Origin of the sequence: Microbacterium flavum (assembly GCF_018717645.1) — a bacterium.
In the GTDB taxonomy this organism is placed as follows: domain Bacteria; phylum Actinomycetota; class Actinomycetes; order Actinomycetales; family Microbacteriaceae; genus Microbacterium; species Microbacterium flavum.
In genome coordinates, this window is record NZ_JAFLHG010000014.1 from 1 (window position 1) to 15,656 (window position 15,656).

8 protein-coding genes are annotated in these 15,656 nt (G+C 72.7%); all 8 read right to left on the reverse strand.

Features of this window, described 5'->3' with window-relative positions:
• On the reverse strand, window positions 1-1,194 hold a 1,194-nt coding region (locus tag J0P97_RS13610), incomplete at its 3' end, for a serine/threonine-protein kinase (protein WP_215488336.1).
• Window positions 1,191-2,654, reverse strand: coding sequence for an FHA domain-containing protein (locus tag J0P97_RS13615; protein WP_246540526.1), 1,464 nt, complete (start codon window positions 2,652-2,654; stop codon window positions 1,191-1,193). The genes J0P97_RS13615 and J0P97_RS13610, both read right to left, overlap by 4 nt.
• Window positions 2,654-3,484 carry a PP2C family protein-serine/threonine phosphatase gene (locus tag J0P97_RS13620; RefSeq protein ID WP_215488337.1) on the reverse strand — a complete coding sequence of 277 codons (831 nt, stop codon included), beginning with the start codon at window positions 3,482-3,484 and terminating at the stop codon, window positions 2,654-2,656. The genes J0P97_RS13615 and J0P97_RS13620 overlap by 1 nt, the downstream gene beginning before the upstream one ends.
• Complete coding sequence (locus J0P97_RS13625; protein ID WP_215488338.1) at window positions 3,481-4,644, reverse strand: RDD family protein; 1,164 nt, start codon at window positions 4,642-4,644, stop codon at window positions 3,481-3,483. Before J0P97_RS13625 ends, J0P97_RS13620 begins: the two co-directional genes overlap by 4 nt.
• A complete protein-coding gene (locus J0P97_RS13630; RefSeq protein ID WP_215488339.1) occupies window positions 4,641-7,046 on the reverse strand; it encodes a transglutaminase-like domain-containing protein in 2,406 nt (801 codons plus the stop codon). Before J0P97_RS13630 ends, J0P97_RS13625 begins: the two co-directional genes overlap by 4 nt.
• Window positions 7,043-8,452: a DUF58 domain-containing protein gene (locus J0P97_RS13635; RefSeq protein WP_215488340.1), complete on the reverse strand. Its 1,410-nt coding sequence runs from the start codon at window positions 8,450-8,452 to the stop codon at window positions 7,043-7,045. Before J0P97_RS13635 ends, J0P97_RS13630 begins: the two co-directional genes overlap by 4 nt.
• Complete coding sequence (locus tag J0P97_RS13640; RefSeq protein ID WP_215488341.1) at window positions 8,452-9,423, reverse strand: AAA family ATPase; 972 nt, start codon at window positions 9,421-9,423, stop codon at window positions 8,452-8,454. The genes J0P97_RS13635 and J0P97_RS13640 overlap by 1 nt, the downstream gene beginning before the upstream one ends.
• A gap of 43 nt (window positions 9,424-9,466) precedes the next feature.
• Window positions 9,467-15,574 (reverse strand): Ig-like domain-containing protein, encoded by a 6,108-nt coding sequence (locus J0P97_RS13645; RefSeq protein ID WP_215488342.1) that lies wholly within the window; start codon window positions 15,572-15,574, stop codon window positions 9,467-9,469.
• Window positions 15,575-15,656: the final 82 nt, after the last annotated feature.

Here is a 15,656-nt window from a genome sequence, read left to right on the forward strand (position 1 = left end):
TCCTGCACACCCCCCTCTCTCCCCACTCGACTGGTCGTCGGCAGCGGCGGATGTGTATAAGGGACAGGCCGAGGGCGTGTCGGTGGCCGCGGGGGCGATCGAGACCGGCCCGCGCAGGCGGGTCGGGTCCGCGTCGCCCCGCGCGCCGGTCGTGGCCGCCGCGGCCCCGGCCGGAGAGGTCGCGGCATCCGTCGGCGCGGCCGTGTCACCGGCACGCCGACGCGTGGGTCCGGCGGCGGGAGCGGTGTGCGGCTCGATGCTCACGATGCCGCGGACGCGCGTCAGCTCGCCGTCCGCACCATCGTCGGGCACGCCCTCGGGGGCGTCGTCCAGGATGTCGATCGGCGTCACCGAGTGCGACAGCTCGATCTGGATCTTCTGCAGGGCGCGCGCGAAGGCGACCGCCGACTCGTACCGGTCGCCGGGGCGTTTGGCCATCGCACGAGCGAGCGCCGTCTCGAGCGAGGCGGGCACATCGGCGCGCGCGAGGGGCGGCACGGGCTGCGTCTCGATGCGCTGAATGAGGTCGGCGCCGCCGTTGCGTCCGCCCGGCTGCTCGAACGGCGAGCGGCCGGCGAGGAGCGTGAAGACGGTGGCGCCCAGGGCGTAGACATCGGTCGGGACGCCGGAACCGGTGCCCTCGCCGAACGCCTCGGGCGGAGACCACGGGATCGACATCCCCGCCGATGAGTCCTCGGCCTCCGCGGTCGTCGCGATGCCGAAGTCGGTCAGTGCGGGACGGTTGTACTCCGTGACGAGGATGTTGGCCGGTTTGATGTCGCGGTGCAGGATGCCGGCGCGGTGCGCGGTCTCCACCGCGGCACCCACCTGGATCCCGACGCGCAGCGCCTCCGCGACCGAGAACGCCTGGGCGCGCGAGCGCACCTGCAGGTTGGGGCGCGAGCAGTACTCCATGACGAGGTAGGGCCGTCCGTCATCGGCGACCCCGGCCTGGTAGATCGTGACGATCGCCGGGTGCGTGGACAGGAGCGCCATCACGTTCGCCTCGGCGGCGAACTGCTCGGCCGCGTCGCCGACCATTCGATCGGCGAGCATCACCTTCACCGCGACGCGGCGGCGAGGCAGGTGCTGCTCGTAGAGGTACACATCGGCGAAGCCGCCCGAGCCGAGGACGTCGACGTATGTGAACCCGGTCAGCGCGGGAGGCGGCGCCGGCGGTCGCTTCGCGCTCACGGAAGGTCCTCGAAGGTCACGGTGACGCCGTCGCCGAGGTCGAGGACATCGCCGGTGACGACCATGGTCGGCTCGCTCGGGTGCAGGCGCACGGGGTCCTGGCCGCCGCGCAGCAGCAGCGTGCCGTTGGTCGTGTCGAGGTCGGTCGCGAGCACGTGCTCGCCCTCGGCGCGGATCTCGACATGGCTGCGGGAGATGTCCTGGTCGGGGCTGTCGACCGCGACGAGGGTCGGCAGATCGGCCCCCGACGTGCGCGTCGACTTGGGCCTGCGCCCGATGACGACGGGCCGCTCGAGCTCGACGACGCGTCCGGTGGACAGGACGATGCGGCCCCGTGTCGGACGGCGCGGCGGGATGCCCTCCGTCGACTCGAACCTCTCCCGGTCCGACGCGCGGAGCGCGCGGGCCTCGGCGACCGAGATCGTCGCGCCGTCGTGATCGCCGAGCCCGGCGCGCTCACCCGTCACCGTCTCCGACACCCGGGTGGCGGGCGCCGCCTCCTCCTCCGGCTCACCCTCCACCGCCGCGGCCTCCTCCGGCCCGCCCTCGGCGCCGTCGCCCTCGGGGGCTGCCGCGGCGTCGGCGGCGGGCGCACTCGCCGCGTCCGCCTCCGGAGCGGCGGCCGACGCGGCGGCGGCGACGGGACGGGCGACCGTCTCCCCCCACAGCAGGTCGTACTCGTCGGCCGCCTCCTCGGCGGCGAGCTCGGGCGCGTAGGTGGCCGCGGGGAGCAGCGTGTCGGCGGACGCGGGCGCGGCATCCGCCGGTTCGTCGGCAGCTCCGGCGTCCTCTGTCGGCTCCTCTTCCGGTTCCGCTTGCGGTGCCGGTGCCGGTGCCGGTGTCGACGACGACGCGACCGGCACCGCATGCGGCGCGGCGGGCGGGGTCAGCTCGCGCGCGGCCGGCGGCGCCACGCGGATCTCCGGGGCGACGCGCGTCTGGGCCGCGACGCGGGCGTCGGACGCGACGGTCAGGACAACGACGTCAGCGAGCGCGACGCCCGAGCGCAGAGGCACCCCCGCCTCTTCGGCGGGGTCACCCGCGGGCGCCGCGGTCGCACGGATCGCCCCGGCGACGAAACGCTCCGACCAGGTGGACACGCCCTCACCGGTCACGGCGACGGGCCCGTCGGGGCCGTCGATGACGAGCTCGAGCGCCCCGCGGACGGCGACGCGGATGCCGCCCTCCTCCGCGATGGCGAGCGCGAACGGGGGGATCGCGGTCAGCGAGGTGCCGAAGGCACCGGTGAGTGCGTCCAGGACCGCGCCGATGCCCCCTTCGCCCACACGGCGCCAGACGGCGTCGGCGGTGCGCGCCGTCACGGCGGGGGCGAGGACGGCCAGCGCCGCCCCCTCGACGGCGACCCACCACGCACCGCTGCCGTGCGCCGGGCGGTACCGCGTCTGCGCGCGCTCGGGTGTCTGTCGCGTCTCCCGCATCGGTTCTGCCGGTCCTGCCATCAGCTGTCTCCCCTGGATCGCGCTCGCGGGCGGGTGTCTCCGTCGGGGTCGCCGCGGCGCGCCCCGGCGGGTGCGGTGTCGAAGACATCGTCGTGGTCGCCGCTCACCGTGAGCGCGTCGACGACGATCGCGGTCACGTTGTCGCGGCCCCCGTGCAGCAGCGCCTCGTGGACGAGACGGGTCGCCGCATCCTGCGGGTCGCCCTCCTCCGCGAGGATGTCGCGCAGCCGCTGGGCTCCGACTTCCCCGGACAGACCGTCGGAGCAGACGAGGATGCGGTCGCCGGGCTCGGCAGGGACCATCCAGTAGTCGGGACGGCCGTCGCTGCCCGCCCCGATCGCGCGGGTGATCTCGTTGCGGCGACTGTCGGCGCGGGCATCGCCCACGGTCAGCTCCCCCGCGTCGATGAGCTCCTGCACCACGGAGTGGTCGACGCTGATCTGCTCGAGGAAGCCGTTCGCGAACCGGTAGGTCCGCGAGTCCCCGACGTTCACCGTGAGCCAGTAGCCGACTCCCGCGACCTCGGCGACGATCACCCCCGTGAGAGTGGTCCCTGCTCCCCTCCCGTCGCTCGCGATCGCGTCGACGCGTGCGCGGGCGGATCGGAGGGCGGCACGCACCTCGTCGACGGTGAGGCTGGGGGCGCCCACCAGGCGGGCGAACTCGGCGACGACCGCGGCGCTCGCGCGCTCGCCCGCGTCGTGGCCCCCCATGCCGTCCGCGACGAGGAAGAGCGGCGCCTCCGCGAGGTAGGCGTCTTCGTTGAGCCGGCGGCGCAGACCCGTGTCGGTCGCCGCGCCCACGCGGGTGACGATGGGCGCGTCGGTCACGGCGCGACCTCGATCCGCAGTGAGCGGTCACCGAATTCGAGCACGTCACCCATCCGCACCCGGGTGCGCTCACCCGGCGTGATCTGCTGCCGCGCCGTGCCGCGCAGGATCACGACGCCGTTCGTCGAATAGCGATCCAGCACCCACAGCGTCCGGTCCTCGCCGGGCGCGAGCTCGAAATGCGTCTTGGAGAGTGACAGCGTCTCGTCGCGCACCGGGAAGACCATCGCACCCGACTCGGGCGCGGGATTGCGTCCGAAGACGGAGCGGCCGTAGAGCGCCTGGCCGGTCCCGTCATCCCACACGAGGCGGGCGAGGGCATGATCGGCATCCGGCCGTCCGCCGTGGCCCGACATCCGCGTATGGTCGGGCACCTCGTCCAGAAGGGTCGGCAGCGGGGCTGCGTCCGGAGCGCCTCCGACCTCCACGACGGGCAGGGATGCCGGCGGGGTCGCCGGCGGCGCGTCGTACAGCTCGGGATCGCTCACGCCCGGGACGAAGGAGATGACGCCCGACGACGCGGCGGGCGTCGGAACCGGGCGCCCCGCACCGGCCGGCGTCCAGCCGGCGAGCGCGGTGTCCTCGTCGACGGGGAGCACGAGCGACGCCGGCAGGGTCGTCGGCACCGACGGGGACGACGGCGCGGGCTGCGCGTCGCCCGCGGAGTCCGCGCCCGCCGCGACCACCTCGACGCCGCGACCGACGACATCGGTCATCACCGTCCCGGCGGCCTTGTCGTGCCACCCGCGCCGCCACGGCGAGGAGTCGAACAGCGGGGAGAAGTACCCCACGACGATCACCGTGCCGAGCGCCCACACCACGTTGCGGCCGAGAGCGCGGCCGAAGCCGATGCGCGCCCCGGCGACCTCTTCCTCACCGGGAGCGAGGGTGGGCAGGAGAGCGAGGCGCAGGCCGAGCGCGCGCATCCCGAGCGATCCGCCGCCTCCCTGCATCAGCGTGTACACGAGGAACCACACGAGCCCGACGGCGTAGGCGAGGAGGCCGGCGAGCCATAGCGGGAATCCGCCGGCCGTCGCGAAGGAGATGCCCGCGAACGCGCCGGCCGCGGCGATGAGGATGACGAGCGCGACGGCCCCGTCGATGAGGTACGCGCCCACGCGACGACCGAGGGTCGCCGCCGACACCGCGACGGCGCTCATGCGGCACCGCCTCGGCCACCACTGCCGCGTCGGCCACCCCGGTCATCCCAGGGCACCCGGATCCCGGCCGCGATCCGCCGCGCCCGGGCGGCGCGCTCGGCGAGGGCGGGCCGCAGCGAGCGCAGGCTCAGCCGGGCACGCAGCCGCTGCCACACCGTCGTGGAACCCTTCATCTCACCGACGATATCGTCCACCTCTCGCCAGAACGCATCGACGTCCTCCGGTGCGGGATCGCCCGGCCCGTAGACCTGGAGATCAGCGGTGTTCGCGAGCTCGCGCACGCGCGGCTGGTCGAAGGTCGACCCGACCACGGCGGCGCTCTCGGCGCGGGTCGCGCCGAGAGCGACGGGGGCACGAAGATCCACCGCGGAGTCGACGAGCTCATCCCAGCCGCCGGAGATCCGGTCGGCGGTGCGCGCGGCGCCGCGGCGCCGCGCGCGACGCATGCCCTTCACGACCCCCATGACGATGAACGGCGCCGCGAGGAGCGCGAGCACGCCCAGGCTGATCCCGCCGTAGAGGAGGACGGGTCCGAGCCAGTCGAGACCGGCCGCCTGCTCGTCGTCCTGCTCGCGGTCCTCCGCGATGGCGGGCGGCAGGTCGGCCGGCTCCTGGGCCGGCGGAGGCGGCTGCAGCACCTGCGGCTTCGGGTTCGCCTGCGGCTTGGTGGTCTGGTCGTTGGGCTTGTTGTCCTCGTCGGGCGTCGGGTCGAACGGCACCCAGCCGACGCCCTGGAACGCGATCTCGACCCAGGCGTGCAGGTTGTCCCCCGTCGCGTCGAACGACGCGGCATCCGTGTCCTCCTCGCCCGGGTACCACCCCATGACGACGCGCGCCGGCATGCCGATCTGCGTCGCCATGAGCGCCATCGCGACCGCGTACTGCTCGTCGTCGCCGATCATCTCGTCGCCCGAGAAGAGCGCGCCGATCCGATTGGCGCCGTGACCGGAGAGCGAGATGACCTCGTCGGCGAGGCCGTGGCTGAAGAAGCCCTCCGTGTGCAGCCAGCTCTCCAGGGCACGCGCACGGGCGATCGGCGTCTCCGCGTCGGCGGTGGCCGTGGAGGCGAGGTCGGCGATCTTCTCCGGGATGCCCGTCTGCTTCGGCATCTTCAGCGACGCGAACGGCACGTCCGCGAGCGCGTTGTCGCTCGGGATCGTCGGGAGGACGGTGCGGATCGAGTAGCCGTCGCCGGGCGCGAGCCCCAGGGGGACGACCGCGGTCCCGGTCGCGTCGTTGAAGTGAGCGGACCGGGCGAGCTCGCCCGACCGCGGTCCGGTGAAGTCGAACTCGCGCACCGCGCCGACATCGGGCAGCCAGACGCCGGGCAGGTCCCGGATGTCGAAGGTCACCGTCTCGGCGGTGCCCTCGGCCGTCGGCGACATGTTGGAGCGCACCGGCGTGAAGGCGCTGGAGGATCCGGCCCCGTCGTCGGCGACGTTGTAGACGATGCCGTTGTAGGCGTCCATCGTGGCCAGGCGCACGCGGGCATCCTTCGGGAGCCCCGAGACGGTGAAGAGCGTCGTGTCCGCATCGTCGCGCACGTAGCCGCGGTAGCTCTGCAACGGGCTCGGATACTGCGACACGTCGAAGGGCGGGATGATGAAGTCGCGCAGGATGTACCGGGGTACGGGCGGCGACGCGACGGCGGCGGTCCCGACGCCGATGCCCGCGGCGACCGCGAGGACCACGCCTGCCGAGACGAGGCGGCGCAGGCGCGAGGAGCGCACCGACCCGGCATCCGACGTGCCCGCCGATTCGACGCGCACGGCCGCACCATCGCCGTCCCAGGTCTGGCGCAGCGAGAGCCAGGCCACGGCGATGGCGGCGAAGACGAGGCCCTCGATGAGGGGGGCCGTCGGCTGGGACACCCCCAGGAGGATGCTCGCGACGAGCGCCGCCAGCGCGGGCAGCAGCGCCCAGGCGGGGTGGCGCACCCGGAGCGCGAGCGACCCCGTGAGCACGGCGCCGATGAGGGTGATGAGGAACGGCACGATGAGGTGCCCGTCGGATGCCGCGACCGGCGGCACCGTCGTCAGCAGCTGCTTCCACGACGTGACGGTCCCCACCGCGAGCTGGCGGAGGGTGTCGAGCGTCGGCACGACTCCGAACAGAGCGGTGTGCGGGAGAGCGAGGGCGCCGCCGAACACCACGTACGCGCCGAGGGTCGCCCCGGTCAGGCTGAGCACGCCCCATCGCCATCGGGCTCCGGCGTAGGAGATCCCGAGGCCGAGGACGATGCCGCCCACGCCGGCGACGAGGTACTGGGGGCCGTCGAAGGTCGTGGCGAACCCGATGACGGTGACGAGGAGCAGGAGCGCCGATGCGCCGAGGTCCGCCGCGAGCCGCCGCACGGGGATGCTCCGCGGCGCCGCAGGGCGGCGCCGCGTGCGCGCGTTCACGAGAGCACCTTCCGCACGGCCCGGGGCAGCTGGTCCAGCGCGCCGAGGGTGATCACATCGGCCTCGGCGATGCGCTTGAGCGCGGGGGCGTCGGCCCGGTCGTCGGCGACGACGGCGAGGGCGCGGACCCCCTCGGGCAGGCGTGAGCACGCGAGGCGCAGGTCACCGGCATCCGACCCCGATCCGGTCACGAGCACCACGACGGCGGCCTGCGGCGCATGCACGGCGAGCGCGCCCGCGAGGGCGACGATGCCGCCCTGCCGGGGGCGCGAGTGGCCGAGCTGCGAGAGCTCGTCGAGGAACCGGCGCGGGGTGGGCGAGCGGAGCGGCCCCTCCTGCGTGCGCGCGTCGAGGATGCGCGAGTCCCGCAGGGCGCGCAGGCCGACCGACCCGGCGACGGAGATCGCGAGCTCGAACTCCTCGTCGCTGCGGTACTCGTGGCGGAGGGTGGACAGGCCGACGACGAAATGCGAGCGGCGGGTCTCCTCGTACTGACGGACCATCACCTTCCCGGCACGGGCGGTCGACTTCCAGTGGACGTGGCGCAGGTCGTCTCCGGGCTGGTACTCGCGCAGCGCGTGGAAGGAGACGTCATCACGGGCGAGATGCTGCGCCGGAAGGCCCTCGAGGTCGCGGAGGTGCCCGAGGGAGAGGCCGTCCAGAGCGGTCGTGCGGGGGTGGACGTAGAGGTCGACGGCCTGGCGGCGGTCGTGGGTGCGTTCGAAGAGGCCGATCGGATCGCCGCGGCGGACGCTCACCGGTCCGACCTCGAGCACGCCGCGGGCGGTCGTCGGGATCGCGAAGACCTCTTCGTGCTCGGCGCCCGGCACGAGCCGCGGCACCTGAAACACCCCGCGCCCGTGCCCCACGGGAAGGACGACCTCCGAGGGGAGGATCGTTCGGGAGGTGCGGTTGACGAGGGCGAGGCCACCGACCGCCCGCTCTCCCACGACGACGCGCGTGCGGGTGAGGTCCAGCTCGATGTCGTAGCTCGTGCGCCCGAAGAGGAAGAACACGCTCACCGCGAGCACCGCGGTGAGCACCGCGGCCGCCACGAGCAGCTCCTTCCAGCCGAAGGCGAGGGCGAGCCACCACAGGAACACGGCGCCGGCAAGGAACACCCATCCGAGAGGCCGGATGATCTCGGCGATCGTGCGCGTCGCACGCGTCGCCGCGCGCGTCGCGGACTCGATCCGCTCGCGCCGCCGCTCAGCGGATGTCGCGGCGCGCGGGGCGACGAGGGAGGATGCGTCCTCGGCAGGGCGCTCCGCATCCGTCTCGACGGCATCCGCAGTCGCGGGCGTCGCCGCCGACGCGGCCGCCGTGCCGTCGGCACCGGCACCGGACGCGCCCGCACCTCGCCGCGCACGGCGCGACGGGGTCTGGGTCGCAGGCTCGGTCGTCATCAGCTCGCGGCGCGGGCCAGGGGGGCCTCGACGCCGGCGACGGCACGCTCGACGATCTGCTCGGCCGTCGTCCCGGCGAACTCGGCCTCCGGGTCCAGGACGAGGCGGTGCGCCCAGACCGGAACCGCGAGGGTCTTGATGTCGTCGGGGACGACGTAGTGGCGCCCCTGCGAAGCGGCGTACACCTTGGCGACGCGGATCATCGAGATCGCACCGCGGACCGAGACGCCCAGACGCGCGGCATCCGAGGCGCGCGTCGCCTCGACCAGCTGCGCCGTGTAGCGCGCGACGGCGGGGTCGATGTGCACGGATGCCGCGAGGTCGGCCATGTCCGCGACGGCGTTCGTCGTGATGATCGCCTGGAGCCCGGCCGAGGGGTTGCGGTCGACGGCGCCCACGAGGATGCGCTCGGTGACGGCGAGGGTCGGGTAGCCGATCGAGATCTTGAGCATGAAGCGGTCCAGCTGCGCCTCGGGCAGCTTGTAGGTGCCGGACTGCTCGATGGGGTTCTGCGTCGCGATGACGAGGAAGGGTCGGCCGACCTCGTGCGGCGTGCCGTCGACGGTCACCCGCGACTCCTCCATGACCTCCAGCAGGGCCGACTGCGTCTTCGGCGACGCGCGGTTGATCTCGTCGGCGAGCACGATCGAGGCGAACACCGGACCGCGGTGGAACTCGAACCGGTGGTTCTGCTGGTCGTAGATCGTGACGCCGGTCACATCGGAGGGCAGGAGGTCCGGCGTGAACTGGATGCGCGTGGACGTGCCCTGCACGGAGGCGGCGAGCGCCTTCGCGAGACTCGTCTTGCCCGTCCCCGGGGCATCCTCCAGCAGCACGTGTCCTTCGGCGAGCATCGCCGACAGGACGAGTCCGACGACTTCGCGCTTGCCGAGGAGCGCCTGATCGACGTTGTCGACGAGCCGCGTGAAGGTGTCGCGGAACCAGGCGGCCTGTTCGGGGGTCATGCTCATGGGTTGTCCGTCCTCTGGGGGGTCATCTGCTGCGGGTCGCGGGTCATTGTCGTCGCGGCCAGTCCCGTTTCTCGGTGTCGACGCTTCCGCCCCAGCCGACGACGTCGATCCAGACGTCGTAGCCGTCCGCACCGAGCCAGCAGCCGAGCTGCTTGGAGCCGGCGCCGTTCATGCTGACCGTGTAGGCCGAGCCGAACTGGATCGATCCGCCACGGTTCATGTCCGAGCGCATACAGCGGACCTGGACGTCTCCGAGGTTCGTGTCCTGCCAGTTCACGACGAACAGATAGCACCCGTTGTTGCAGCCCTGGGGGGTGTAGTCGCCGCGCGTGACCCAGATCCGCGGAGGCGGCGGGTCCGCGGTACGCGCCGAGTTGGACGCCGTCGTCGTGCTGCTGCCCGCCGAGCTCGCACGCACCTCGATGCTGCCGGTCTGGCTGTAGCCGTAGCCCTTGGTCCACGAGCCGCTGCCGTCCCGGCTGATGAGCGCGCCGTCGACGTAGACCTCGGTCGACACCGGGCGGCCGTTGGGCCCGGGCGAGCTCCACGAGTAGGTGATGTTCGTGCCGGATGCCGAGGCACCGGCGCTCGGGCTTCCGATCTGACCGTAGGGGGCGACGCTGTTCGACGTGTTGGATGCGCCGCTCTGGAACTCCGAGCCGTCGACGGTGGACACCGCGCGCACCCGGACGGTGTACGTGCCGTTGTTGTCGACCTGCCCACCGCCGATCGTGCCCGAGCCGCCGGATCCGCCTGCGGCCCACGAGGAGTTCCACCCTCCGCCGTTGACCGAGTACTCGTAGCGGATCTCGCCGGCCGAGGCGCCGCCGGAGGAACCGGCCTGCCACGTGACACCGACGGTGTTGTCACCCTCGCTCGCCGCGACGCCGGTGGGGGCGCCGGGCGGGGTGACCCCGCGGCGCGGCGCCGAGCTGTCGCTGTAGGCGCCCGCGCCGGCCTTGTTCGTCGCGCGGACGTCGAACGTGTAGCTCGTGGTCGACGCATCCACGGTGACGGCCTGACTCGTCTGCCCGGCGGGCACCGGGATGGTGCGCACGACGCTCGAGCCCTGCTTGACGCGGAGCTCGTACCCCGAGATCCGATCGCCGTTGTCCGCCGGCTGGTTCCACGACACCTCGATCTGCGCCTGGTCGCCCACCGGGCTCAGCAGCTTCGTGGACGGGGCGTTCGGGGCGGCCGGCGGCGCTGCCGGCACCATCGCGGCCGACCACGGGCTGAACGCGCTCGGGTCGGGCGCACGGTTGTGGGCGCGCACGCGCACCTGGTAGGACGCGCCGTTCTCGAGCCCCTCCCAGACGAGGCTCGTGCCGCCGACGCCGGTCTTCTGGACGATGCCGGACGGCGGGGCGGGCGAGATCTCGAGCGTGTACGACTCGATGGGCGACCCTTCGGTTCGCGGCGCCGACCACGCGACGCTGAGGCTCCGGTCGCCGAACGTCAGGGTCGGCGGAGCGGGGGTGTCCGGGCGCACGTCGGGACGCGCCGTCTCGGATGGGACGGACGGGTCGGAGGTGCCGACCTTGTTCGTCGCGGTGACGGTGAAGTTGTACTCGACGTTGTTCGTCAGACCGTCCAGGGTGCACGTCGTCGAGGCGCACTGCTTGATGTAGTTGCCGGCGAACGACGAGACCGTGTAGCCCGTGATCCGCGAGCCGTTGTCGCTCGGCGGGGTCCAGGAGAGGACGACCGTCCGGCTCTGCACGCTCGAGACGACGGGCTTCCCCGGAGCGGCGGGGCGGCCCTGCACGGTGATGCGGATACGACCCTCGACCGCGCGGTCGGCGTCCTTGGTGGCATCCATCACGCGGTAGCGGACGACGATGACGCCGACGAAGTCCTTCGCGCTGGACACCTCGACGCGGTCGCCGACGACCGCGACCTGCGCCGCGCCGGACTCGAGCACCGCCCCCGTCACGGTCAGCGGCGTGTTCGGGAACGGGTTCACGTCGTTGGCGAGCACGGGCACCGACTCGGTGGAGCCCTGATCGGATTCGGCGATCACGTCGTCGTTCGCGCTCGCGAGCTGGCGGGTCGAGGCCGTCACGGTGACGACGATGGTCGCCTCGACCGGCGGCGCCTCGCCGTCGTCGGCGGTCACGGTGAGGCGGGCGGTCGTGCCCTTCGCGGTGTCCTGCGCCGCCGCGACCTTCAGCGTCGTGCCGTCGACGGATGCCGTCAGTCCCTGCGGCACGGCACCTGCGGTCCGGAAGGTGAGCGCGCCCTGGTCATCCGGGTCGGGGTCGGTCGCGAGCGCGGCGAGGTCGAGCGTCGCGGCGTCCTCGCCCGCGGCGACGTTGAGGGTGGCCCCGACCATCGTGGGCGGCTGGTTGTCGGGCGGCAGCACGGTGATGGGGATCGTGAGCGTCGCCTTGCGCCCGGCGGGGTCATCGGGGCCGGTGCCGTCGGTGACCTCGAAGGTGAGGGCATCCGCGCCGAAGTACCCCGCGGCGGAGGTGTAGACGAGCGTGTGCTGATCCTTGATGAGCCCCGCACCGTCGGCGTGCGCGGCGCTGACCTTCGCGGCCTCCGTGATGACGACGTCTTTCCCGCCCGCGGCGCGGACGTACTTCTTCAGGGGCAGTTCGACGGACTCACCGCTCTTCACCTCGACGGGTGTCGTGGACACGAGGCTCGGCGGCAGCTCGATGAGCGCCGGAACCCGCAGGAACGCGGACGCCTGCTGGCCATCGGCGTCGGTCACGGTGTAGGTGATGAGCTGCGGGGCCTCGCCGACCGTGACGCGGACGTTCCCGTCACGGGTGACCTGCGCGGTCTCGCCGCCGGCGCCGAGGGCCACCGCGAGCGCGCTCTTGGTGCCGTCGGGGTCGTCGTCGTTCTCACGGACGTCGACCTCGGCCGTGCCGTCGTCCTGGACATCCTCGGCGCGCACGCGATCGTCGCGAGCGATCGGCGCTTGTAGGGGCACGTTCTCATCGACGGTGATCTGCACGCTCGTCGACGCGCGCAGCCCGCGCGAGTCGGTGATCGCGTACTCGAGCGAGGTGTTCATCTCGGTGTCGGGGGCCGTGATGAGCAGGTACCGGCCGCTCGTCCGGGCCTTCAGGCCGGCGACGCCCTCCGGGAGGGTGATGGCGTCGTCGGGCGCGAAGCCGAAGAGGTCGCCGTCGGGGTCGGAGTCGTTCGCCATCACCATGACCGCCACCTCGCGGCCGGGACGCATGACGACCGCGTCGCGCACCGCGTACGGCGCCTGATTGGTGGATGCCGCCGGCGCGATGCCGACCTGGATGGGCGCGGTGCCCTCTTTGCCGAGGCTGTCGCGCACGCGGTAGGAGAAGGTGTCGACGCCGACCGAGTCCTCGAACGCCTCGTAGGTGAACGTGTTCGCCCCGGTCTCGACGATGCGGCCCTTCTTCGGGGCATCCGCGAGTCCGACGAGCTCGACGGAATCGCCGTCCTCGTCGATGCCGTCCAGCGGCACCGGGATCTCGACCTTCGCGCCGCTCAGCGTCCGCGCGGTGAGGTCGCGCGGGCGGGGAGCGGAGTTGGCCTCATCGTTGCGCGGCAGGATCTGGATCGTGATGTAGCCGGCGTCGCGCTGCCCCGTGGAGTCGACCGCCTCGTACGTGGCGTAGACGGTGCCCGGCTCGTTCCCGGCGCGGAAGCGGACGGCATCCTCGGACACGAACGCTTCGCCGTCCTCCGGCGCGATCAGCGGAGGCACGAGGTTGGGGGCGACGTGGATCTTGTCGCCGTTCGGGTGGTAGTCGTTCTCGAGCACCGGGATCGTCACCGTGTCGCCCACGCGCACGACGACCTGATCGTCGTTGGCGACCGGTGGCCGCAGACGCGACGGTGCGGGCACGGGGATGACGACGATCTCACCGCTCGCCGACTGCGATCCATTGGAGATCGTGTAGCCGACCCGCACCTGCTGGTCGATCGAGGAGAGGTCGCTGATGCGGATGGTCTCGTGTCCGAGCACCGCCGCGGCGACGCCCGATCCGGGGTCGACGGACACCGACTGGACGACGAGGATGCCGCCCGAGGGGTCGGTGTCGTTCGAGAGGACGTTCACGAGCACATCGCCGCCGCTCGGCAGCAGCGCGATGTCGCGGACCGCCACCGGCGGCAGGTCCTCGTCCGACTCGGGCAGCACATCGACGCGCACCAGGCCGGGAACCGAGTTCGGGCCGGCGGAGGCCAGGTACTGCGGGTAGTAGGTGCCGGGGGTCTGCGACGTGAAGGTGAAGGTCTTGTCGGCGAAGTCCGGCACGATCGTCGCGCCGTCGACGTCATCCACCCGTGTCAGGCGGAGCGGTTCGCTGCCCGAGCTCGTGTCGTTGGTCAGCGGCGCGACGGTCACGGACCGGCCGACGCGGGTGACGACGTGGTCCGCGTTCGTGATCGGCACGGTCGTCCCGAGCGGGCGGATGTCGTAGCGGGCGACCCCGTTGCCGGTGTCGGTGCCGTCCGAGACCCGCGCGGGCACGTCCTTGCGCCCCTGTGCGCCGCCGATCGCGCGGTAGGTGATCTGGCCGTCGGAGGTGAAGTCGGCCTCGTCGCCGCCGTCGGGGACGACATCCAGCAGGAAGATGTCGTCGCCGTCCGGGTCGATCCAGTCCGGGAGCACGTTGTAGGAGGCGGTGCCGCCGGACTCGACCGTGATCGGGGTCACGCGCTTCTGGAGCGGCGGGGAGTTCACGTCGGCCGGGTGCACCGTGACCGTGACGGTCGCCGTCGCCTCGCCGTCGCGACCGTCGTCGGCCGTGTACCGGAAGGTCGTCGATCCGGTGGCGTCGTCGGGCACCGTGATCTGAAGGGCCGCGCCATTGTGGATCGGCTCGACCTTCCCGAAGCCGGGCACCTCGGAGACGGAGGCGACGAGCACGTCGCCGTCGGCATCCGTGTCGTTGTCGAGGACGGGCAGGACGGTGGTCCGGCCCGGCCGGACGCCGTAGTCGTCGTCTTGCGCGATGGGCGGAGTGTTCACATCGGTGCGCTCGGGAAGGGTCGTCTGCACCGTCTCCTCGGTGGTCTCCTCCTCCTCTTCGCCTTCACCCTCGGGCGGGGTGATGTCCTGCCAGTTGTCGACGCGCTGCATCGAGTCGGACGCCATCCAGGCCGCGCCCCCGAACACGTCGTTGAGCACGACGACGTCGCGGTTCACCCGGAAGCGCAGGTCGCTCGTGGCATCCACCCCGGGGACGTCCTGCACGAGGTCGTCCTTCTCCCCGGGGCAGTCGCGGACGAAACGACCCGAACCCGACCACGCGCCGTACGCGCAGCCGGCGGCGTACACCGGCTCCGCCGGGGAGCCCGCCGCGCCGCCCGCCGAGGTGGTGACGACGTCGCCGCCGCCGATCGGGACGCGCACGAGCGCCGTCGGGGTGGCGAGGGTCACGGCATCCGCGTCGCCGGACGCCTGCTGCAGGACGGCGTCCGGCGGCACCTCGGCGCGGGATCCGTCTCCGCCGTACAGCGTGTTCGTCGTCGCGTCGAGCACGAACGCGGTCGTCCCCACGACCGTGATCGTGAGATCCGCGTCGGCGGTGATGCCCTCGATCGTCCGCGAGGACTTCTCGACCGTCTTGCCCTCGTCGCCGGGGCCGTAGGTGCGCAGCACGCCGTCGACGGCGGACACGGCATAGACGGTGCCGTCGGCTCCGACCGCGACACGTGCGTTCTTGCCCTCGTCGGCGACGGGCTCGGAGCCCTCGGCGCCGATGCCGCTGACCGCCGAGAACGGGCTCGCCCACAGCGTGCCGGAGGGCTCGAGGACGGCGACCGTGCCCGCTCCGAGGGCGACCGAGGAGCCGGGAGCGAGGTCGGCGGAGTCCGAGAGGATGACACGCGCGGGGTCGACCGACGAGATCGTCGAGCCGATCGGATCCACGAGCAGCACTCGTGACCCGCTCTGGAGGATGTCGTAGTCCGACGACCCGGCACGCATGCCGCCGTCGAGGACGCGGGACGAGTGGTTGAAGTGTCCGACCAGGAGGCTCGACTGCTTCGTCAGCCAGACGCCGCCGTCATGCAGATCGACCTCGGTCGTCGGCTTGCCGTCGTAGGTGACCGCGAAGAACCCGACAGCGAGCGCGGCAGCGGTGACGACACCGGTGGAGATCAGCGTTTTCGGGCGCGATCGAAGCCACGCGAACGACCTCATGCTGGCGCGGCTCCCCCCGGCTCATTCTTCGTTGCGTGGGCGTCGGGACCTGTTGCTGAAGCAGGCACACACGTTGGACGGA

Excerpts from the sequence above, each read along its gene's own strand:
- J0P97_RS13615 (WP_246540526.1), bottom strand. The coding sequence starts at position 2,654 with ATGGCAGGACCGGCAGAACCGATGCGGGAGACGCGACAGACACCCGAG.
- J0P97_RS13625 (WP_215488338.1), bottom strand. The coding sequence starts at position 4,644 with ATGAGCGCCGTCGCGGTGTCGGCGGCGACCCTCGGTCGTCGCGTGGGC.
- J0P97_RS13635 (WP_215488340.1), bottom strand. The coding sequence starts at position 8,452 with ATGACGACCGAGCCTGCGACCCAGACCCCGTCGCGCCGTGCGCGGCGA.
- J0P97_RS13640 (WP_215488341.1), bottom strand. The coding sequence starts at position 9,423 with ATGAGCATGACCCCCGAACAGGCCGCCTGGTTCCGCGACACCTTCACG.
- J0P97_RS13645 (WP_215488342.1), bottom strand. The coding sequence starts at position 15,574 with ATGAGGTCGTTCGCGTGGCTTCGATCGCGCCCGAAAACGCTGATCTCC.